General features: G+C 62.0%; 19 protein-coding genes. 12 read left to right on the forward strand and 7 right to left on the reverse strand.

Features of this window, described 5'->3' with window-relative positions:
• The first annotated feature begins 146 nt into the window (after positions 1–146).
• Entirely contained in the window at positions 147–641 is a 495-nt protein-coding gene (locus ACVOLR_RS16040) for a CcdC protein domain-containing protein (RefSeq protein WP_481537325.1), read from the forward strand.
• Positions 642–656: 15 nt separating this feature from the next.
• On the opposite strand, the gene ACVOLR_RS16045 is transcribed toward ACVOLR_RS16040, so the two are convergent.
• Positions 657–1,847, reverse strand: coding sequence for a hypothetical protein (locus ACVOLR_RS16045; protein ID WP_481537326.1), 1,191 nt, complete (start codon positions 1,845–1,847; stop codon positions 657–659).
• Positions 1,848–1,885: 38 nt separating this feature from the next.
• Complete coding sequence (locus ACVOLR_RS16050; RefSeq protein WP_481537327.1) at positions 1,886–3,055, reverse strand: PQQ-dependent sugar dehydrogenase; 1,170 nt, start codon at positions 3,053–3,055, stop codon at positions 1,886–1,888.
• Positions 3,056–3,212: 157 nt separating this feature from the next.
• On the opposite strand from ACVOLR_RS16050, the gene yiaA reads away from it, so the two are divergent.
• Positions 3,213–3,650: an inner membrane protein YiaA gene (yiaA, locus tag ACVOLR_RS16055; protein ID WP_481515933.1), complete on the forward strand. Its 438-nt coding sequence runs from the start codon at positions 3,213–3,215 to the stop codon at positions 3,648–3,650.
• A gap of 42 nt (positions 3,651–3,692) precedes the next feature.
• Here yiaA and ACVOLR_RS16060 read toward each other — a convergent pair whose 3' ends face one another.
• The 3 genes from ACVOLR_RS16060 to ACVOLR_RS16070 all read right to left on the reverse strand — a co-directional run bounded on the left by ACVOLR_RS16060 (position 3,693) and on the right by ACVOLR_RS16070 (position 6,686).
• A complete protein-coding gene (locus tag ACVOLR_RS16060) occupies positions 3,693–4,985 on the reverse strand; it encodes a dicarboxylate/amino acid:cation symporter (protein ID WP_481537328.1) in 1,293 nt (430 codons plus the stop codon).
• 52 nt (positions 4,986–5,037) lie between these two features.
• Positions 5,038–5,769, reverse strand: coding sequence for a L,D-transpeptidase family protein (locus ACVOLR_RS16065; RefSeq protein ID WP_481537348.1), 732 nt, complete (start codon positions 5,767–5,769; stop codon positions 5,038–5,040).
• Positions 5,770–5,837: 68 nt separating this feature from the next.
• Complete coding sequence (locus ACVOLR_RS16070) at positions 5,838–6,686, reverse strand: MurR/RpiR family transcriptional regulator (protein WP_481537329.1); 849 nt, start codon at positions 6,684–6,686, stop codon at positions 5,838–5,840.
• A 6-nt stretch (positions 6,687–6,692) separates the two neighbouring features.
• On the opposite strand from ACVOLR_RS16070, the gene ACVOLR_RS16075 reads away from it, so the two are divergent.
• Complete coding sequence (locus ACVOLR_RS16075) at positions 6,693–6,863, forward strand: hypothetical protein (protein WP_481537330.1); 171 nt, start codon at positions 6,693–6,695, stop codon at positions 6,861–6,863.
• Between the two features lie 871 nt (positions 6,864–7,734).
• Here ACVOLR_RS16075 and ACVOLR_RS16080 read toward each other — a convergent pair.
• Both ACVOLR_RS16080 and ACVOLR_RS16085 read right to left on the reverse strand, forming a co-directional pair.
• Positions 7,735–8,832 (reverse strand): dipeptide epimerase, encoded by a 1,098-nt coding sequence (locus ACVOLR_RS16080; protein ID WP_481537331.1) that lies wholly within the window; start codon positions 8,830–8,832, stop codon positions 7,735–7,737.
• Positions 8,829–10,283 (reverse strand): C40 family peptidase, encoded by a 1,455-nt coding sequence (locus tag ACVOLR_RS16085; protein ID WP_481537332.1) that lies wholly within the window; start codon positions 10,281–10,283, stop codon positions 8,829–8,831. The genes ACVOLR_RS16080 and ACVOLR_RS16085 overlap by 4 nt, the downstream gene beginning before the upstream one ends.
• 204 nt (positions 10,284–10,487) lie before the next feature.
• On the opposite strand from ACVOLR_RS16085, the gene ACVOLR_RS16090 reads away from it, so the two are divergent.
• The 9 genes from ACVOLR_RS16090 to hglS all read left to right on the forward strand — a co-directional run bounded on the left by ACVOLR_RS16090 (position 10,488) and on the right by hglS (position 21,339).
• Positions 10,488–11,912, forward strand: coding sequence for a transglutaminase-like domain-containing protein (locus ACVOLR_RS16090; protein WP_481537349.1), 1,425 nt, complete (start codon positions 10,488–10,490; stop codon positions 11,910–11,912).
• Between the two features lie 58 nt (positions 11,913–11,970).
• Positions 11,971–14,973 (forward strand): TonB-dependent receptor, encoded by a 3,003-nt coding sequence (locus tag ACVOLR_RS16095; protein ID WP_481537333.1) that lies wholly within the window; start codon positions 11,971–11,973, stop codon positions 14,971–14,973.
• Between the two features lie 57 nt (positions 14,974–15,030).
• A complete protein-coding gene (locus ACVOLR_RS16100) occupies positions 15,031–16,584 on the forward strand; it encodes a serine hydrolase domain-containing protein (RefSeq protein WP_481537334.1) in 1,554 nt (517 codons plus the stop codon).
• Positions 16,568–17,275 carry a M15 family metallopeptidase gene (locus tag ACVOLR_RS16105; RefSeq protein WP_481537335.1) on the forward strand — a complete coding sequence of 236 codons (708 nt, stop codon included), beginning with the start codon at positions 16,568–16,570 and terminating at the stop codon, positions 17,273–17,275. Before ACVOLR_RS16100 ends, ACVOLR_RS16105 begins: the two co-directional genes overlap by 17 nt.
• A gap of 52 nt (positions 17,276–17,327) precedes the next feature.
• On the forward strand, positions 17,328–17,708 hold the full coding sequence (locus ACVOLR_RS16110) for a hypothetical protein (RefSeq protein ID WP_481509780.1): 381 nt from the start codon (positions 17,328–17,330) through the stop codon (positions 17,706–17,708).
• A gap of 222 nt (positions 17,709–17,930) precedes the next feature.
• The gene (locus ACVOLR_RS16115) at positions 17,931–18,308 is read left to right on the forward strand and encodes an EF-hand domain-containing protein (protein ID WP_481514235.1); all 378 of its coding nucleotides are present in this window, start codon (positions 17,931–17,933) and stop codon (positions 18,306–18,308) included.
• 252 nt (positions 18,309–18,560) lie between these two features.
• Positions 18,561–19,313, forward strand: coding sequence for an HAD family hydrolase (locus tag ACVOLR_RS16120; protein WP_481509778.1), 753 nt, complete (start codon positions 18,561–18,563; stop codon positions 19,311–19,313).
• A gap of 1 nt (position 19,314) precedes the next feature.
• Positions 19,315–19,887 carry a hypothetical protein gene (locus ACVOLR_RS16125; protein ID WP_481537336.1) on the forward strand — a complete coding sequence of 191 codons (573 nt, stop codon included), beginning with the start codon at positions 19,315–19,317 and terminating at the stop codon, positions 19,885–19,887.
• 93 nt (positions 19,888–19,980) lie between these two features.
• Positions 19,981–21,339 carry a 2-oxoadipate dioxygenase/decarboxylase HglS gene (hglS, locus tag ACVOLR_RS16130; protein ID WP_481537337.1) on the forward strand — a complete coding sequence of 453 codons (1,359 nt, stop codon included), beginning with the start codon at positions 19,981–19,983 and terminating at the stop codon, positions 21,337–21,339.
• The last annotated feature ends 114 nt before the right edge of the window (positions 21,340–21,453 follow it).

Raw genomic sequence — 21,453 nt, forward strand, 5'->3', positions numbered from 1 at the left:
TTGTGTTTTGTTGGTGGTGGCGACTCGCCCTTGGGCTCTGTTGGTTCCCGCGCCCCCCCCCCGCGGCTGCACGCCCCCCCACTACAGATGTCGGATGCATTGCCAGCTTCGCGGCTTACGCCGCTCCTACAACACGGGGACGCTTCATGCCTGCTGCATTGCCTGTTTACATGCCTTGGTTGATGACGGCCGGTTTCGGTTGGTTGTATTACCGGCGTATCCGTCGCCACTTCGGGTGGCAGCCATGGCGGCCGGTTCGCAATGGCATCCGCATCGTCATCCTGACGCTGGTGAGTGCTGCGTTGGTGGCTGCAGCGATATATATCCCGCATGTCGCGTTGGGCATTGGCGCCGGTGCGGTTGCCGGCATTGGCCTGGGCTTGTTCGCACTCAAACACACGTTGATCAGCCCACGCGATGGACGGATGGGCTATACGCCGAATCCATGGATTGGCGGTGCGCTGGCGGTGCTGTTGATCGGGCGCCTGGCCTGGCGCTGGTATGGCGGCGCTTTCAGCCAGGGCATGGGGCCGGGCATGGGCAATGCCAGTCCCTTGACCTTGGGACTGGCGGCGGCCTTGATCAGCTATAACCTGGTGCAGGCGATAGGCTTGGTGCTACGCATGCGGCGAACGCTGTAGGCAAGCGGTGGCGATTCAAAGCAATGTCACCTGTCTCAAGTCAAAGCCGCTAAGCACCGAAGCACAGGCAGATACCGATGCAAGTTTCTCAGGCGCAGCGGCGGCGACAAGGCCAGTCTTGGTAGTGGACAACGCAATTTCCTGAAACCGCTGAGCTTCAGGCGTGCGTTGATCAGCGAAGTAGAGCATCAGTTGTGGAAGCCTTGCCGAACCGCGAAATTTTTTTTGGACATGCAGCGGCGAATCAGCGAGTTGCGCCTGGTGCCATACATCTGGGGCATCCATCTGTTGCCATCGCAGGTTCAATGTTTCGCCAGCGACGAGCATGACTGGGCTTTGCGGTGTGCGCAGCGCGGGGCAGCCAGTGCTTGCAGCGATGGTTGCGTTGCCCCATTTCTGCAGATCCACCGCCTGTCCATTGATTTCAATGCGTATGATCGGCGTAGTGCCGAAATTGGCGACGGAGATCAAGGTCAGTCCAGCGGGCATCTGCCTTGCGCGTGAAAGCTCAAGATCGATTGATTGAGACAGCACAGGAACTGCGTCGACATGGTCGAGGTAGTGGTAGTAGAAGTAACGGAATGGCAGATCCTGTGGCAGCGCCGATGCCTTGGCCGACAGCAGCGGAATCACCTGTGCCTGCGGCTTGCCATCACCTAGAGCACGGTCGAACGTCCTCTGGCTGCTCTTGAGATCGTAGCCGCGGTAGGGAAATGGGCTTTCATCAGGCCTGTGTTCTGGTGGCCAGCGGGTGATTTCAGTCGTCATTGCAATGGGCGTAGCGGGTACCGGCATGGGATGCGCGGATCGGCCGCCTCCGCCGAAACCGCTTGCGATGCTGTCATCCAGCCACAAGTTCTGGCCGGTCAGGTTCACATGTACTTCGCTGACCGCGGGGTAAGACTTGAAGAGTCTGCCGTTGTGGTGATCACAGACTAAAGCCGTCAGCAGCAGCGCCAGCAACGCAACAATAAGCGGGCCTGATATCGCAATGTGCGCGGTGGCTGGCATCTTGCCGCGGTCACGGACCAGATAGACGATCCATGTCACGGCCAGCGTGGGTATCAGGACGACGGCAAACAATGGCGCATAAAGGATGGCCAAAATGGCCATCCTGTTGTCGGTGACGATCAGCACTCCAACGATGAAGATGCATGCCGCCAGCAGTACGCTGAGTGCGATTCCTATCTTGTAGCGTTGGAGCATTGCAACGGATCCTTGTTGCATTGGGTCGCCGGTGGGGCTCAGCGAGCCGCTTTGGCGGTGTTCTTCGGCGTCAGCTTCAACAGCTTCGCGTTGGCGCCATCTTCCAGTAGCCACAGCGCGCCGTCCGGGCCTTGTTCCACTTCGCGGATGCGGTTGCCCATGTCGAAGCGCTCGGCTTCGCGGGCCTTGTCGCCATCAAAGGCAACGCGCACCAGCGACTTGGACGACAGGCCGCCGATGAAGCCGCTGCCCTGCCACTGCGGGAACTGTTTGCCGTTGTAGATGATGAAGCCAGCCGGCGAAATCACCTGGCGCCAGGTCACCACCGGTGCGATGAATTCCGGGCGGGTGTCGTGATCCGGGATCGGGCGACCGTCGTAGTGGTCGCCATTGGAGACGATCGGGTAGCCGTAGTTGCCGCCGCGCTGGATCAGGTTCAGCTCGTCACCGCCCTTCGGACCCATTTCGTGTTCCCACAGTTTGCCGTTGCCGTCGAAGGCAAGGCCGAGCACGCTGCGGTGACCCAGCGACCACACTTGATCGGCCGGCGATCCCTGCGCTACGAACGGGTTGTCAGCCGGCACGCTGCCATCGTCATTGAGGCGGATGATCTTGCCCAGGTTGGTCTTCATGTCCTGCGCCGGATCGAATTTCTGCCGTTCGCTTGAGCTGATCCACAACTTTCCATCGGAGCCGAACGCCAGACGATGGCCGTAGTGGCCACGGCCGGTAACCTTGGGCGTCTGTCGCCAGATCACCTGCGCATCGCTCAACGCGCCGCTGCCGTCGGCATTCAGGACCAGCTTGGCGCGGGCCACGGCCGCACCACGGGTGTCGTCGGTGCCGTCTTCGGCATAGCTGTAATAGACCAGCCCATTGCTGGCGAACTGCGGGTGGACAACCACATCACCAAAGCCGCCCTGGCCGCCATAGGCCACGGTCGGGACGCCGCTGATGGTGCCGCGCTTGCCGCTGGCCGGGTCGAAGTGGACCAGCTTGCCGTCTTTCTCGGTGACCAGCAGGCTGCCATCGGGCAGGAAGGTCATCGCCCACGGCTCGTTGAAGCGGGCCACCTCGGTGGCAGTGAACGGCCATTGCGCGGACTTTACCGCCGCGTCGGCAGCCGGGTCGGGATCGGCGGCGCAGGCGCTGGTAAACAGCACGGGGGCCAGGGCCAGGCTCATGCTGAGCAGGAGGGTACGGGGCATGGAGGTCTCCGGAAGCGGGATGCGATACCAGTGCAGGGTTGTACACCATGGCGGCCGATGCTGTCCGTTCGGGGGATGGGACTGGCGCACGGAATCGCTTACCGTAACGGCCGAGCGCCCGTGGAACTGGGCCCCTGCATCCAAAAAAGGAGTTTTCATGACGAAACAACAGATCTATCGCCCCTCTGCCGCGTTCATCGCGTCTGCATGGACTGCATTGTTGCTTGGGGCTGTGGCGTATCTGGTTGGCCTGTTCAACGCCGAGATGCTGCTCAACGAAAAGGGCTATTACCTGACTCTGCTGTTGTTCGGTCTGTTCTCGGCGGTATCGCTGCAGAAAAGTGTGCGTGATCGCTTGGAGGGCATCCCGGTAAGCAACCTGTATTACAGCCTGTGCTGGTTTGCGCTGCTGTGCGCGCTGTTGCTGCTGTTGGTCGGCCTGTGGAATGCGACCCTGCTGCTCAGCGAGAAAGGCTTCTATGGCATGTCGTTCGCGCTGTCGCTGTTCGGTGCCGTCGCCGTGCAGAAGAACACCCGCGACGTGATGGCGGCCGACGCCGCCTACGGCACCCCGCCGCTGCCGCCGCAGGAATGATTGAACGCCACACCCGCCCATGGCGGGTGTGGCTGCAGGTAATCAGCTGTCGCTGGTTTGATCCTGTTCCGGATGCTGCGCCGTGTGCCGGGCAACGATGCCGGTGGCGGTGACGCCGCCAGTCGCATTACCGATGGTGCAGAACACATCGGGGATGGTATCCACCGCAAGCAATACCCCCAAGGGTTCCACCGGCAGGCCCAGGCTCTGGGTGATCGGCATGTTGTTGGTCATGAAGTTAGCCTGGCCGGGCAGGCCGGTCGAGCCCATGCTGATCGCCGCTGCCAACAGCACCGCAACTGCATATTGCGAGGCATGTACGTCGATACCGTACAGCCAGGCGATGAAGCTGGCCACGGCGATGTACTGGGCCGGGCTGGTGATGCGGAACAGCGACACCGCCATCGGCAGCACCAGCGAGGTCAGCGCCGCCGGGTAGCCCAGGCGATTGCGCGCGCTGTCGATCATGGCGGGCAGCGAGGCCAGCGAGGACTGGGTGCTGCCGGCGATCACCTGCACCGGCACCAACGCGCGGGCAAAGCGGCCAAACGGCTCACCTGCAGCGAAGCGGGCGACCACGTACAGCAGCAGGGTGATCAGGATGTAGATCACGCACATCAACACGATGTAATAGCCCAGCACGCCGAGGATGCTCATGCCTACTTCGGCGCAGACCACGAATACCAGCGCGAACACGCCCACTGGAGCCGCCCACAACACCCAGCGCACGATGGTGATCATGGTGTCGGCGATGATGCGGATGATGTCCAGGATGCGATCGCGGCGTTCCGGTTCCTGCCGGCTCAGGGCAAAGCCGAAGAACATGGCGAAGGCCACCAGAGGCAGCATGGCGCTGGATGCGGCCGCCGCCAGCGCATTGCTGGGAATCAACGAGCTGATCCACTGCGCTGCACTCAACGGTGTTGCTGCGGCAGCTGGCGAACGCAGCGCATCGCGGAAGGCCTGGATGTTGTCGGCATCGCGCGGCAGCAGGTCCAGCAGGAACGGGGTGATGACGGCCGAGAACGCGGCCGAGCCGACCAGCAGGATCAGGAACACGATGATCGCATTGCGTGCGGTACGCCCGGACGCCGCGGCACTGCTGGCGGTATTGACGCCGACGATGACCAGTGCAGTGACCAGAGGAACCACCGTCATCTGCAGCGCGTTGAGCCAGAGCCGGCCAATCGGCCGCAGCACGTCGGCGATCTTCAACGCCAGCGTCTGGTCATAGGCGGTCAGCGCCAGCCCAACGATGGCGGCAAGCACCAATGCAATCAGCACCTTGACCGGTGCCGAGACCTTGGAAGATTTTGCGGGTGCGCTATCGGTCATGAAGAGAAGGCTTGGCTAAAGGAAGGGAAGATGCCCGGAACCGGACAAATGCTCAACGCCTGGAGTCTGAAAGTGCCGGCAAGCCCCAGCTGCGCTGCAGCTGTTGGTACTCAACTTCAGGGAGCAGCACGAACAGCGGCTTGGCCTCGGGCGACAGCCATTCGAGCAAGGCCGACATGCGTTCGGGCTCCATCGCGGTGCAGCCGGCGGTCGCTTCGCGGGGTTTGCGCCACAGGTGGGCGAAGATGCAGCTGCCCTGGCCGGGCACTGCAGCGGGGTTGTGCTCGATGACGAAGCCTTCGCGATAACGGCGGTCACCGTTGTTGTGCAGGTCCAGACGCATGGCCTCGGTGGAACCCTTCACTGCCGTTTCGCCAACCTTGGCGGCATCGACGATCTGGTTGTATAGCGGCGATTCGGGTACATCCATGCAATAGCTGCTGGCCAACATCGGCTGGTAGGGCATGGCGCTGGTGATGTGCTCGGCATAGCCGAACGCCGGGCCGATATTGAAGATGCCCGCCGGGCTGCGGCCATCGCCTTCCTGCTTCTGTGGGCCATCCTTCTGTTGCGGATGCACGCCAATACCCCAGGCGCTGCCGCTGCGGCCGAGGCTGACATCGAAGCCTGCGTCATGGGCTTTCCAGCCGTCGGCAGTTCGCTCGAATGCCTGCAGATGAGCGTTGGTCGCATCCCAGTTGGGCGCGGTGACGACGATCAACTGGCGGGCTTCGCTCACTGGTGTTGCCAGCGGCGCAGCGATGCTGGCCGGTGCGATGACCATCAACACGCAGCCCAGCAGGTGTCGGACGTTACGTTGGAACAAGGTGAGCATGGCGGCGGCTCCTGCGGTTAGATGTCGATCAGGTGCTGGATGCGTTCCTGGTTCAATGCCAGCTGCCGTTGCCGATCATGGTTGGTCTGGCACAGCAGCACGAACACGAAATCCAGCAGGTATTGCAGCGAACTACGGTAGAGCAGCTGCGCGATCGGCGGCTGCGGGTCGTGCGCACAGATGGCCAAGGAGGCATCTGCGTGCGCGCGTAGTGGATTGGCGGTGTGGCGGGTGATTGATACCACTTTGCCACCGACTTCCTGGAACTGCCGCGACAACTGCCACAGCTGCGGCAGCTTGCCGAATTCGGAGAACACCAGTAATACATCCCCGGGTCGCGCAGCGGAGAGGTTGGCGATCATCAAGATGGGATCGGACTGCTGCACGGTGAGGATGCCGAGCAGCGACAGGCGCATCGCAAATTCGCGCGCATACAGGCCATCGTCGCCCAGGCCATAGATGAAGACCTTGGGGGCGTTGTCGACCAGTGCGATGACGGCTTCCACGTCGGCCTGCGAGTTGGCGGCCATGGTTTCTTCTTCGGCGGCGGCTTTGGCACGGCGCAGGGTTTCGGCAACCAGCAGGTAGCCGCCGGGTTGGTTCTCCGGTGGCCAGCTGGTGCTTTCGCCGTTACCTGCGGCAGCGACAGCCGCACCAACCGAGTATTTCAAGTCGGGATAGCCTTTGAAGCCGAGTTTCTGGCTGAACTTGACGACGCTGGACTGGCTGATATCCAAGGCATTGGCAAGCTGCTGCGATGAGTAGTCGCGCAGCAGGTGTGCGTTGTCGAGGATGAAGTCGGCGATGCGCCGTTCGATGGCCGACATCTGTTCGCGTTCGGAGCGGATTTTTACCAGAGGTGGCATGGGCGTATGGGTGTTTATCTGCTGAAGACTTTAAGGGATTGCGCTGAAAAGAGGAGCGTCGCCGTCATTTTTTGGCAAAGCGCAGGGGCCGGTTTTGCTTTTGCTTTTGTTTTGGCTCTGGCTTTGGCTGTTGCTCCAGAGCCCCTCTCCTGCGAAGCGGGAGAGGGGTTGGGGTGAGGGCGCTTTTGCTTTTGCTCCAGCTTTTGACCTATCGGGTCCCCTTCCGCAGCGACGGAGCTGGCAGTCAAGACCCCGAACGGGGCGACGCACACGGATGTGCGTCGTTTTTCGACGATACAGGGATGTATCGTCGAAAAATCCTGCCAGCGGAGTGGACCTGGAGCGCGCAGCGCGGAAGGCGCGTAGGCAGGGTGTGCTTGACCAGCCATTCGGCTGTTGAGAAAGCACCTCTTTGGGCCACGTTTCTTTGCACAAGCAAAGAAAGATGCGCTCGCGCCCCGAAGGGGGGCGAGAGCTTTTGATTCTGGTTTTGCCGTTGCCGCTGCTTTGGAGGTGCCAAAGGGCAAGTCAAAGTCAAAGCAAGGGCTTTCGCTCCCCGTCGGGGAGCGAGTCACTTTTCTTTGCTTGTGCAAAGAAGAAGTAACCAAAAGAAAGCACACCCTGCCTCCGCGCCCACGACGCTGCGCGCCGCGGGTCCACTCCGCCGCCGGGATTTTTCGACGAGACGTCCCTGTCTCGTCGAAAAACGACGTGCATCCATGCACGTCGTCCCTGCGGGGTCTTGTCCGTCGGCTACGTCGCTGCGGAAGGGGGCCCGGTAGGTCAAGAGCAGAGGCGAGAGCGGGAGCAACAGCCGAAGCCGAAGCTGGAGCTGGAGCTGGAGCAGAAGCCAGAGCGATTCCCGCCTTCGCGGGAATGACGGTTTCTTGCTGCGTGAGAATGGTGGTGTCGTGTCGCGTGAGGTCGCAGGAAAGCTCTCTCAAAAACAAAACAGCACCGGGCTTTGCCGGTGCTGTTTCTGTTCGCCCCGCATGCGCGACCACGGCGGCGGCAACCGAGGAGAGACCGGTTGCCGCCGCTTGCGTGATCACGGCTTGATCATCTCCAGGCCGCGTACCTCGATGATGCCCAGGCCCGGTGCGTCGGTGATGCTGATCTCCGATTCGTTGAAGATCACGCCGCCTACCACCGGATTGAACTGGCTCAACGATGGGCCATCCAGATCCACCTTGTTGATCGCGCCGGACTTGGCCACGCCAAGATGTACTGCCGCCGCCACGCTGATGCTGGACTCCAGCATGCAGCCGATCATGCAGGGCACGGCGTACAACGAGGCGATATCGGCAATCTTGATCGCGTTGGAAATGCCGCCGGTCTTCATCAGCTTGATGTTGATGATGTCGGCAGCACCCTGCTGTATCAGGTCGAATACCTGGTGCGGGCTAAATACACTTTCGTCGGCCATCACCGGCGTGTTGACGCGCTCGGTGACGTACTTCATGCCGGCGATATCAGCCGCCTTCACCGGCTGCTCCAGCAGCTCCAGCACGACGCCAGCGTTTTCCAGCACGTGCATTGCATACACCGCCTGCTTGGCGGTCCAGCCCTGGTTGGCATCAAGACGCAGCAAGGCGCGGCCTTCGACGGCGGCGTGGATCGCCTTGACCCGTTCGATGTCCAGGCCGATGTCCTTGCCAACCTTGATCTTCAATGACTCAAAACCGCGCTCCACTGCCGACAATGAATCGGCCACCATCTTGTCGATGTAATCGACGCTGATGGTGATGTCGGTGGTGATCACCGGATCGCCGCCGCCTAGCATCTGGTACAGCGGTGCCTTGTGCAGCTGTGCCCACAGATCGTAGATGGCGATTTCCACCGCCGCCTTGGCGCTGGTATTGCGCTCCAGCGAGGTCTGGATCAGCCCGCAGATGCGGTTGAGGTTGCTGATGTCCTCGCCGATCAGGCGCGGCTTGATGAAGGTGTTGATGGCCTCGATGATCGAGCCGTGCGTATCGCCGGTGATCACCGCAGTAGCCGGCGCCTCACCGTAACCGGTGTTGCCGGTGTCGGTGCGCACCATCACCACGATGTCCTCCACCGTTTCCACGGTGCGCAACGCGGTCTTGAACGGGGTTTTCAGCGGCACGCGGAGCATGCCAAGTTCGATGTCGGTGATCTTCATTTGGTGTCTTGCAGGCGGATGCGCTGGATGTTGGTCATGCGGTCGATGTAGCTGGCGGTGTCGCTGGCCATCATCGGCTGCAGCGGGGTCACCGATACGCCGTTGAGGCTGGCATGCACGCGCTTGCCGCTGGCATCGAACCAGCTGCCACCGGAAGTATCGTGGATCACCCAGGTCATGCCATTGGCTTCGCCGAGCATCATCATCACGTGGCCGGGGATGTAGATCAGGTCGCCGACCTGCAGCTTGGCAATCGCATCATTGCGCTTGGCCTTGCTGTCCTTGTCGGTGAAGGGCACGCGGTTCAAGGCCGGGCTGATTGCCTGCGCGCTGGTATTGCGCGGCAGCAGCACGCCGAAATTGCGGTAGATCTCGGAGACAAAGCCGCTGCAATCGCGGGTGTCGTAGGAATGGCCCCAGCCATAGCGTTCGCCGAGGAACTTGAATGCCTGGGTGATCAGGTTGGCCTGGGTCAGCGGCAGGTAGTCGCTGGACGATTCCTGCGTGCGCGGCAGCAGGGCCGGCACCAGTGCCAAGCTGCCGTCGTCATTGCGCACCGGCAGCTGGATCACGTGGCCACCATGTGCCTGCTGGCCGTTGACCGGGTCCATCACCGGCCAGTCGGCCAGTACCGGTACGCGCACGCCCATTTCCAGTTGCAGGTCGGAGACGCGCGGCTCTTCCGGGGTGTGTGCGGTGAAGGCCTTGCCGGCGGTGATCACCCGGTACGGGCCGGTGGCGCCGTATCCGAACACCTGCTCGGCGCTGCCGACGCCGACGAAGCGCTTCTCCATCCACGCCGCATAGCGCTCGCTGGCGACGAACACCCACTTGCCGTCGGCGCTCTCATGCAGCACCGCCACCGCGTCGCCGGGGAACAGCGCCGACTCCTGGAAGCGGTCGATATCGGTATCGCCCTGGCTGCTGAATACTCGCAGCTCGGTGGGGAAGGCGCGCAGCGCGGCACGGTGCACGACCAGGCCGTACTGGATCGGGCGGGTGGCCGGGATCGCATCCAGGCCGAGGTTGGCGGTCACCGCTTGCAGCTGGGCGGGCGTGACCTGCTTGCCATGCACGTCGTACAGGGTGCGGGTTGGGGTCTTGGAGATTCCGGCGATCTGCTCGCGGACCAATACTTGTGGCAGTAGCGCGGGCAGCTTGTGCAGGTCGATGATGGAGGCATCGAGCTGGCGCATGTGTGCGTTCTGCGCCTCGATGGCGGCGCGATCCATGATCACGGCGTCCGCATTGGGCAGCTTGGCGATCCACGGCTGCGGCGTCAGCAGGCCTTCTTCCAGGCCGATGATGCCGGCGTAAGAGGGCGTAACCGCTGCCGCAGGTACCCGCGACAGCGCAAAAGCCGGCCCGGCGCATAGCGCCGTGGCTAGGATCAAAGCCCGCGCAAGCGGGGCAAGGCGTCGGCGCTGGGATAGCGGCGGCAAAGCAAGCATTGGGAAGCTCCCCTCGTTGATGCTCAGGAATATTTATTCCTTTCGCCGTCGAAAGCAAGAATAAATTATTGACCGGCTATCGGGTGCGTGTTACACAGCGTTAACCACCCTGCACGTGGAAGTGTTGCCGTGGCATCAAACGCCGATTCTGCCCGCTTTGCCCGCGTCCCGTTCGCCCGCACGGTCCTCGCCTCTGCGCTATGCATGGGAGTGGCCTGTACGGCCTATGCCGGTGAGGCGCCATCGACGGCGCTGCCCGAGTTGACGGCGCGCGTGGACCGTGGCGATTTTGCCGGCGCGCAGACCGAAATCGACAAGGCATTGGCCGCGACCGGCGCCGATGCCGACAGCCGCGCCGCCTACCTGTTCCAGCAGGAGCGCATGCGCCGCATCCGCCTGGATTTCACCCTCGACGAAGCGCAGGCCAAGGCTGCCGTGCGCAAGTCGGTGCCGGACCTGCGCGACGAAGAATTCAAGGCCTGGGATGACGCAGGTCTGATCGAGCACCTCGACATCGACGGCCAGCGCCGCTGGTTCAAGCGCGCGCCGAACAACCTGTTCCTGTTCAGTGCCGAGGCGTCCAACCGGCGGCCACCGGACAAGCGCGTTTCCCGGCCCGGCCCGTATGAACGGCTGGGCTCGCACCATGTCGAGGTGATCAAGGCGTCGGAGCAGAGCGGCCAGACCAGCATTACTCCGCGGCGGGTGCGTATCACCCAGTCCATAAAGGTCGACGCCGATGCGGTGCCGGCCGGAAAGACCGTACGCGCCTGGCTGCCCTATCCGCGGTCAATACCCGGCCAACAGGACAACATCCAGTGGCTGGCCAGTGTGCCGCAAGGTGCGCAGATCGCGCCCGAAGACACGCTGCAGCGCACCGCGTACGTTGAGCGCAAGGCCGTGGCTGGCACGCCTACCGAGTTTTCGGTCAGCTACGAGCTCACCATCTCCGCGCGTCGTTTCATCATCGACCCGGACAAGGTGCTGCCAACGCCGCGAGACCCAGAGCTGCAGCCCTATCTTGCCGAGCGCGCACCGCATGTGGTGTTCACTCCGGCCATGCGTGAGTTCTCGCGCAAGGCGGTGGGCAATGAAACCAATCCCTACCGCGTCGCCAAGAAATTGTTCGACGCGGTGGATGCGATTCCGTGGGGTGGCGCCCGCGAGTATTCGACGATCAGCAATATTTCCGACTACGCGCTGCATGCAGGTCATGCCGATTGTGGCCAGCAGACCTTGCTGCTGATCGCGCTGCTGCGCATGAATGGCATCCCGGCGCGTTGGCAGTCGGGCATGGTGTATTCGGACAACGAGGTCGGCTACAACAACCTGCACGATTGGGGCGCGCTCTATCTTGCGCCCTACGGCTGGGTGCCGATGGATGTAAGCACGGGCGCACTGGACAGCGACCAGCCCGAGCAACGCAATTTCTATTTCGGCGGGCTGGATGCCTACCGCATCGCGTTCAACGATGACTACTCACGCGCGTTCGTGCCTGCCAAGCAGCACTTCCGCTCGGAGACCGTTGATCTGCAACGAGGTGAGGTTGAGTGGGAAGGGGGGAACCTTTACTTCAACCAGTGGCAATACGACTTCCAGTCGCAGGTTCTGGCGCCGGAGTCCAAGTAATAGAACGTCGTAACCGTTGTCTTACTTATCGATTTACATCTGCAGGAGAGAGCAGGGGATGAACAGGAAAATGTTGAAAAGGGCGGCGCTGACCGTCGCGTTGGGTGCCTGTCTTGGCGTGATGGCGCCTAGCGTGATGGCGCAGAGCGCAAGCGGCGCCATCGCCGGTCGGGCAAGCTCGGGTGATCAGATCACCATCGTCAACAAGGCAACGGGTTTGACCCGTAGCGTCACCGTTGGTAGTGACGGCTCCTATCGCATGGCGCAGTTGCCTATTGGTGACTACAGCCTGCAGGTCAGTCGCAGCGGTGTCACCGACAAGGAGCCGGTTGCCGTCAGTGTGTCGCTGGGCGGTACCACCACCGTCAACCTTGGTGGCGGTGAAGGCGGTGCGGTCACGTTGGATTCGGTGCAGGTGACCGGCTCCAAGATTGTCAATCGTGTCGATGTCTACTCGACCGAGTCCTCGTTCAACATCAAGCGCGAAGAACTCTCGCGCATGCCTGTCGACCAGAGCGTAGCCGCCGTTGCATTGCTGGCGCCGGGTGTGGTGGCCTCGGGTGCGACCTTTGGTGGTCTGACCTTTGGTGGCTCCTCGGTTGCCGAGAACGCGGTCTACATCAATGGATTGAATGTTACCGATCCCTACCGTCGCCAAGGCTTCTCGACCGTTCCTTTCAATTTCTATGAGGAATTCCAGGTCAAGACCGGCGGCTACTCTGCCGAGTTCGGTCGCAGTACCGGCGGCGTCATCAATGCCATCACCCGGTCCGGTGGCAATGAATTCAAGGGCGGCGTGGAAGTGACCATGGAGCCATCGGCGCTGGCATCTTCAAAGAAGGATCACTTTCATAGTGATGGAACACTGGATGAGCGTAGTCGTACCAGTCGCGACACCAGCACCTTGTATAAGACCAACGTGTGGGGATCCGGCCCGCTGGTGAAGGACAAGCTGTTCTTCTTCGCCATGTACGAAAACCGTGATAGTCGTCCGCAGGACTATGATTCCACCGCCGCGTTCATTGGTGGCGGTAACAATGATTTCTGGGGAACCAAGCTGGATTGGCGTATCAGTGATAATCATCAGCTTGAATTGCTTGCGTTCTCTGACAAGACCGAATCAGCCACGGACATCTATACCTACGATTGGAACTCAGGTAAGCGTGGGCGATTGAAGGGCACAAGTGTTGCGGAGTCGGGTGGTGACAATTGGTCGCTCACCTACACCGGGCATCTCAGCGACAATTTCGTAGCCAAGGCAATGTATGGCGTCAACGAGCGGAGCGCATCCAATAGCAGTCCTCAGGACGTCGACTGCAGTATCGTCACCCGTTCCAGTAGCTATCTAGCCAGATTTGGTGAGGAAACAACGCCCGAAGGCTGCCATCCCACCGATATCAGCATCGGCAACCGTGAAGACAAGCGCAAAGCTGCGCGTCTGGATTTTGAATGGACCTTGGGAGATCACCTGGTACGCTTCGGCGTGGATCAGGAAATCATGGATTCCAAAAGTTCGACTCGTTATCCACATGACGGTGTGAGCTATCAAGTGCAGGCTGCTACCGCCGGTGGCTCGTTGAACGGGACCACGATTCCTGCGGGAACCACTGCGATTGTGGACGTGCGTCGCTACATTACGGGTACGCCGGTAACGACCAAGGCGCAGGCAATCTATGTCGAAGACAACTGGAGCGTTACCCCTAACCTGGTGTTGAACCTTGGTCTGCGTGCTGACCAGTTCCATAACAAGTATGCGTCGGGTGTCAGTTTCGCCAAGGCTGACTTCTCGGACATGATTTCACCCCGCTTGGGCTTCAGCTGGGATGTCCGTGGAGACGGAACAACCAAGGTGTTCGGTAACGCAGGGCGTTACTACCTGCCGTTGACCAACAAGCTTGCGGACTACTTTGCGGGGTCGACGGACGAGCACACCTACTACGTGCTCGATGGCTGGACCGAACTTCAGCATGCCGTGGCGGGAACCTACAAACTGCCGAATCTTGGCCAACAGATCGGCCCGGTCAACACCTCAAGCAATGTCGATGCGCCGGAAGAGTTCCGTACTGTGGTGGCTCGTGATCTGAAGATGGTTTATCAGGACGAGTTCATTCTTGGATTCCAGCAGGCCATCAACACGGCCTGGTCTTACGGTGTGAATGCCACGTATCGCAAGATGACCCGTTCGGTGGAAGACGCACGTATCAACCACGTCGAAGGCTGCGATTGGTACTCCGGGGATTGGCCGATCATCAACCCTGGTGAAAAGAACACCTTGTGGTGTCCGGATACCAATAGCTGGGTTACCTTCGACTCGTCCAAAGATGGATACAAGGCAAGCGGCAGCGGGATGATCACCGGCTACGCGAAACCGAGACGTACCTACAAGGCAGTGGAGTTCCAGGTCGATCGCGCTTGGGATGACAAATGGTCATTCAACGCCAGCTATATCTGGTCAAAGAGTGATGGCAACATCGAAGGCCCGGTGAACTCGGATACCGGCTACAACGACACCAGCTTGGTGCAGTACTACGATCACCCCGCCGTCAATCAGCGGTATGGCGCTCTGTTCAATGACTTCCGCCACCAGTTCAAGCTGCGTGGTGCGTTCAAGCTCAATGAACAGTGGTCCTTCGGCAGTACCTTGTCGGCGCGTTCGGGTGGCCCTATTACCGCTTTTGGCGTCGTCTGGCCGGACGACAACCGAGCTGCTGGTGGTCCTGGCGAGTTCAGTGGTGGTGGCTCGGGCTGGCTGTGCGAGCAGTCGGCAACCAACAACTGCAGCGACTGGAAGACCCGCCAGCTGACATATTCGGAACGCGGCGCGTTTGGCCGCATGCCGTGGGTCATCGATTTGGGAGCCAGTGTGATGTGGACCTTGCCGGTGGAAGGTATTGATCTGAAGGCGCGCCTGTCGGTGTACAACCTGCTCAACCGGCAGACCACCGTCAATGTGCATTCGCGTTACGAGAGTACGCCGGGCACCAAAATGCCTTACTTCGGTCAAGGTACCGTTTGGCAAGCGCCGCGTTACGCGAATCTGGTGGTCACCTGGAACTTCTAAAGTAGTGTGTGAGAACGGCCCGCTTCGGCGGGCCGTTCGCTTTTGTGGAGAGGGATGATGCGATTGAAACTGCTGCTGGCCATCGTTGCCGTGCTTCCGGCAAACCCGGTGCTCGCCGCTGATGCCGATAACGCGCGGATGGATGCGCTTGTCGAGCAGGCGGTGCAGCGGTATCAGCTTCCCGGAATAGCGGTGGGTGTGATCGAGGACGGCAAGGTGGTCCGGCGTATCACCCGCGGTGAGTTGGTAGCGGGCGAGGGCGCGGCGGTCAACGACGACAGCCTGTTCAAGATCGCCTCCAACACCAAAGCAATGACGTCGGCATTACTAGCGCGGTTGGTACACGCCGGCAAGTTGCGCTGGGATGATCCGGTCACCAAGCATTTGCCGCAGTTCCGCATGCGGGACCCTTGGGTCACCCGCAACATGCAGGTGCGCGATCTATTGATCCACAACAGCGGCCTTGGCCTGGGCGCAGGCGATCTGATGCTGTGGCCAGAACCGAACAACTTTGATCGCAACGACATCATTGCCGGCCTCGCCCATCTGAAGCCGACCGGCAGCTTCCGTAGCGAGTACGCCTACGACAACCTCATGTATGTGGTGGCCGGCGAAGTCGCCGCAGCCGCGGGTGGAAAACCGTACTCGCAGCTGGTGCGCGAGGAGATATTCCAGCCGCTGGGCATGCAGCGCTGTCAGGTAGGTGCATGGTCACCGACGGCGCTTGGCAATATCGCGCAGCCGCATCATCGTGATGGCAAGCGCAACATCGCCGCCGAACGCGATCCTGCACAGGTCACCGATTTTCCGTCGATGGCCGCGGGCGGAATACGCTGCAGCGTCAACGACATGTTGCGCTGGATGCAGGTGCTGCTGGATCCGGCGCAGGCGCCGGGTTGGCTGGACGCGACCCAGCGGCGAGCGCTGTGGACCGCGCATATGCCGATGCCGATCAACCAGCGCCTGCGCGACTGGGACAACACGCACTTCTACGCCTACGGCTACGGCTGGCGTCTGTCGGACATGGATGGGCAGTGGAAGGTCGCGCACACCGGCACCTTGTCCGGCATGTATTCCTCGCTGGCCTTGCTGCCGGATCGCAAGACCGGCGTGGTGATCCTGATCAACGGCGAAGGTGAGGATGCGCGTACCGCATTGATGCAGGCCATGCTCAAGCACTACACCGCGCCTGCCGCGAACAATGACGTGCTGCACTACGCAGGCTTGATCGACGAAGCGGCCGCGCAGCGGCGCTCGGCCGGTCATGTGCGCCCGGCATTGCCGGATGCGCGGCCAGCCACGCTGGCCGAGTTCGGCAGCAAGGCTGGCGTCTGGCAGGACCCGTGGTTCGGCGAGGTGTCCTTGTGCCCGCGTGATGGCAAGCTGCAGTTCGCCTCGGTCAAGTCGCCGCGCATGACCGGCCAGGTGATGCGCGCCGGTGAACGTTGGTATGTGGTCTGGCAGGGATTGGGCGAAGATGCGGATGCCTGGCTGGAATTCTCCGGCGACGCACAACAACCGCTGCTGCACCTGCGCGCCATCGACCCGGATATCGACTTCAGCTATGACTACCCCGATCTGGAATTCCAACGCCATGGCGATTGCCGCTAAATCGTTGCCCTTGTTGCTGGCGCTGTTGCCGTTCACCGCGTTTGCCCAGCAGGTGCAGGTATCGGCGGCAAAGACACCTGCGCAGGCAGGTATCGTCGATGTCACCACCTTGGCACCGGATATCGCCCTGGATATCCGCTACGCCGGCACCGACAACTTCACCGGTCGCGTCGTCCCCGGCTATGAAGCACCGCGTTGCTATCTGCTGCAGCCGGCGGCGCAGGCCTTGGCGCGGGTGCAGCGCGGCCTGCGCGCGCAGGGCTACCGCCTGCAGGTGTTTGACTGCTACCGGCCGGTGCATTCGGTGACCTCGTTCGTCGCCTGGGTACACGATGGCAAGGATCAGATCGCCAAGCAGCGCTACTACCCCAATATCGACAAAAGCCGTCTGCTAGATGGGTATATCGCCGAAACTTCTGGCCACAGCCGGGCGGCGACGGTGGACCTGGGCGTGCTGGATTGCCGCAGCATGCCTTGCACCGCCTTGGACATGGGCACCGGCTTCGATCGCTTCGATGTGCTGGCGCATACCGCCAATCCAGATATCAGCGCGGCGCAGAGGCAGAACCGGCAGCTGCTGCTGGATGCGATGCAGGCGCAGGGCTTTGCCAACTATCCGATGGAATGGTGGCATTACACCTTCAAGCCCGAGCCCACGCCGACCACGGCCTACGACTTCCCGGTGCGTTGAGCGGGGCAGGGGCGGTTAGACTGCGGTTCCCTGAATGGACCGCGCCGCGCCCATGAATCTGGTTCTGCATTACGGCCTGCTGGGCTCGCTGGAAGCTGGCTTGATCGCCTTGGCGATTGGCTTCGTGGTGTTCGCATTGTGGTGGCAGGTGTGCCGGCGTGCAGGGCTGAGGCACGGACATGCCATCGCCTACTCCGCGCTGATAGCGGCGGCCATTGCTGCTGGCGTGGATGGCTGGAAGCTGTTTTCGCTGGGCATGGTCAACCTGCAGTCGCCGCTGTACGCCAAATTAGCGCTGGCTTCGATCCATGATCCGGACCAACTGGGCACGCGCGTGCTGTTTGAGTTGATCGGTGTAGCCGTTGGTGTCGGTCTGGGTTGGTTGTTGTTCAGTTCGCGGCAACCGCTGGCTGACACCACGCATGATGCTTGAGGCGTCGGCATTGTTTCGATAGGCACGATGGTTGGAACGCTCTAATCATCGGCTTACTTTCACTTCATGCACGGCTAACAGGGGCGGTAACCGCTGATCGGGTGCAAGTGGTTAACAGGATGTTCGCAGCGGTTTTCAGGGGTGCAAGCGATTCAGGCGCAGCTTGTCAGGGTTGGGGTGTGCGGAATTTCCGCGCTTTTGCCAACACACGAGGAAGACCTGATGACCGTACGTAATCGCACCCCGCTGTTCGCCCTGGTTGCCATCGTTGGTTCCGCGCTTGCACTGCCGGCCATGGCCCAGGACGCACAGGATCAGGCCGCCGCCGCGCAGGCACAGGCTGCAGAAGCACAGGATTCGGCCGCACAGGCGCAGAGCGCCGCAGCCAGCGCGTCGAGCAGCGCCGCCAAGGCCTCGGCAGCGGCCGGTGGCGGCCAGAGCTGGGCGGACGTGGACGCCGATGGTGATGGCGTCATCAGCAAGACAGAGTCGCAGGCCAATGCTGGTTTGGCGCAGGTATTTGATGAGGCGGACGGCAACAAGGATGGCAAGCTGACGGCGGATGAGTACCGGACTTATGCGGCTGCGCATAAGAAGTAATTGCTGTTGGGGTTGAAGCTTCAAGAGCACCCCTCCCCAACCCTCCCCTTGCCTGCGGCAAAGGGAGGGGGCTGAACTCTGGCGCTACCGGTCAGCGCAGGGCACCCGCTCTTCCCCCTCCCTTTGCCGCAGGCAAGGGGAGGGGTGCTTCTGCTGTTGCACTTTGCTTGAGCTGCCAATCCAGTCATCCAGAACCGCACTTCCAAGCGCAATCCCCTATTCACTACAGGGCAGATTGCTATCCTGTGCGGCATGAACATGCAGACTTCCCCCTCCGCCATCGGCCTGGTCGGCTTCGACGGCGATGACACGCTCTGGAAGAGCGAAGACTATTACCAGAAGGCCGAGCACGAATTTGGCCTGATCCTCAGCAACTACATTGACCTGCACGACGCCGGCACCGCCCAGCATCTGCTCAAGGTGCAGCGGCGCAACCTGGCGGTATTCGGCTATGGCGCCAAGGGCATGACCCTGTCGATGCTGGAGGCCGCCATCGAGCTGACCGACGAGAAGATCTCCGCGCATGACCTGCGCCAGATCGTCGAGATCGGCCGCCGCACGCTGGAGCATCCGGTGGATGTCATCGATGGCGTCCGTGAAGCCGTGGCTGCCATCGCCGCCGAGTATCCGGTGGTGCTGATCACCAAGGGCGATCTGTTCCACCAGGAGCAGAAGATCGAGCGTTCCGGCCTGCTGGACCTGTTCCCGCGCATCGAAATCATCTCGGAAAAGGACCAGTCGACCTACGCCAAGGTATTGGCCGAGTTCAACATGCCGGCCGAACGTTTCGTGATGATCGGCAACTCGCTGCGCTCGGATATCGAGCCGGTGCTGGGTCTGGGCGGCTGGGGCATCCACACCCCGTACGCGATGACCTGGGCACATGAGGCCGAGCACGGTGTCTCCGCAGAAGAGCCGCGCCTGCACCACGCTGACACCGCCCACCAGTGGCCGGAAGCAGTGCGCGCTGTCGCCGCGCAGGCCGCTGCGGCGCAAGGCAACTGAGGTGAGTGCGGTCAGCTCCCGGCAACACCTGCGTCGGCCAGCGTTGCTGCTGCGACTGGGTCTGCTGGCAGCTGCCGTGCTGCCCTTGCCGTTGCTGGCACAACAGCCGGCAACGGCAGCGGTGGCCGAGGTCTACGCGCCGGCCACCGGTGACGCCTGGGTGGACAAGCAGCTGGTCGACATCAACGCCTATGCCGCGCGTTACCCGGAAGCCTTTGTCGACGAGCTGGCGCGTTATGCCAGCGCCCGCCCGGGTTATGTGCAGGCCTTGCTGCAGGACCATGGCTGGAAGCCAGGCGATGTCTATCTGGCCTGTTTCTGGGGCAAGCTCAACGGCAGCAACTGCCGTACCGCGGTAAAGGCCCGCGCCCAGCAGCCCGAGGCCAGCTGGAAAGAGGTGCTGGCCGGCCTGCAGCCGCCGCCAGACAACCTGCGCTGGCGCGCCCTGCGCCACGCCATCGTCGCCAGTTTCGACCACTGGGACCGGCCGATAGCGCTGGACCCACTGCTGCAGCGCCAGCTCGGCGACCGCGCCCAACGCGAGGCGGCAGCGCGCAAAAGCGCCGCGGAGTAAACGGCGGCAGTAATTGCTGCCGGGCGGATAGGCGTGGCGGTCGATTCCGGGCGAAAATGGGATTCCTTCGATTTCGCGTCAAAGCGCTTTGTCATGACCGCCGACCGTTTCGTTTCGCCCGATCACATCCGCAGCCTGTTTTCGCAGGCGATGTCGCATATGTACCGCACCGAAGTGCCGTTGTACGGCACCTTGGTGGAGCTGGTTGGCGCGATCAACGCCGACGTCCTGGCCGCGCAGCCAGCACTGGCCGCGCAGATGCAGCGCAGCGGCGAACGCGAGCGCCTGGACGTGGAGCGCCATGGCGCGATCCGCGTCGGCACTGCGCAGGAACTGGCCACGCTTGGCCGCCTGTTCGCGGTGATGGGCATGCAGCCGGTGGGCTATTACGACCTGTCGGTGGCCGGCGTGCCGGTGCATTCCACCGCGTTCCGCCCGGTCGATGGCGAGTCCTTGAACCGCAACCCGTTCCGCGTGTTCACCTCGCTGCTGCGGCTGGAGTTGATCGAGGACGCCGCGCTGCGCGAGCAGGCCGCCGAGATCCTGGCCCGCCGCAACATCTTCACCGCTGGCGCGCTGCAGTTGATTGAGCAGTGCGAGCGCGACGGCGGCTTGAGCGAAGACGATGCCTGGCGCTTCGTCGTCGAGTCACTGGAAACCTTCCGCTGGCACAACGAAGCCACCGTCTCGCTGGAAACCTATCACGCACTGCACGGCGCGCATCGCCTGGTTGCCGACGTGGTCAGTTTCCGTGGCCCGCATATCAACCACCTCACCCCACGCACGCTGGACATCGATGCCGCGCAGGTGGCGATGCAGTCGCGTGGGCTCGCTGCCAAGGCTGTGATCGAAGGCCCGCCGCGCCGTGATTGCGCCATCTTGCTGCGCCAGACCAGCTTCAAGGCGCTGGAGGAACTGGTGCATTTCCCCTCCGGCGCGGATAACGACGCCGGTACGCATACCGCACGCTTTGGTGAAATCGAACAGCGCGGCCTCGCGCTGACGCCGAAGGGTCGTGACCTGTACGACGCCCTGCTTGCGCAGGCGCGCGGCGGCGAAGGCAGTGCCGGTGGCGACTACATGCAGCGTCTGCAGAGCGCGTTCACCGCGTTCCCGGACGACCATGCGACGCTGCGCCGCGAAGGCCTGGGCTATTACCGTTACAGCCTGACCGATGCCGGTCTGGCTGCCGATGCGAATACGCGTGCCTTGCCGGCTGAGGTGTTGATCGAGCGCGGCCTGGCCAGCGCTGATCCGATCATCTATGAGGATTTCCTGCCGGTGAGTGCGGCGGGCATTTTCCAATCGAATCTTGGCGGCGGCGAACAGCGTGCGTATGCCGCGCGTGCCAACCGCGATGCTTTTGAGCAGGCATTGGGAGCGACGGTCAGCGATGAGTTCGCGATCTACGAGCGCCTGCAGGCTGAGTCGCTGGCGGCGCTGAAGGGTTGATGCATTGCTCCCTCCCTTTGCCGAAGGCAAGGGGAGGGTTGGGGAGGGGTGCTCTTGCCGTTTGTAGTGCCGAGCCATGCTCGGCAGGGGCTTCACCGGTAACGCCCCATTGCC

The sequence above is a fragment of the Stenotrophomonas sp. STEN030 genome, assembly GCF_056759995.1.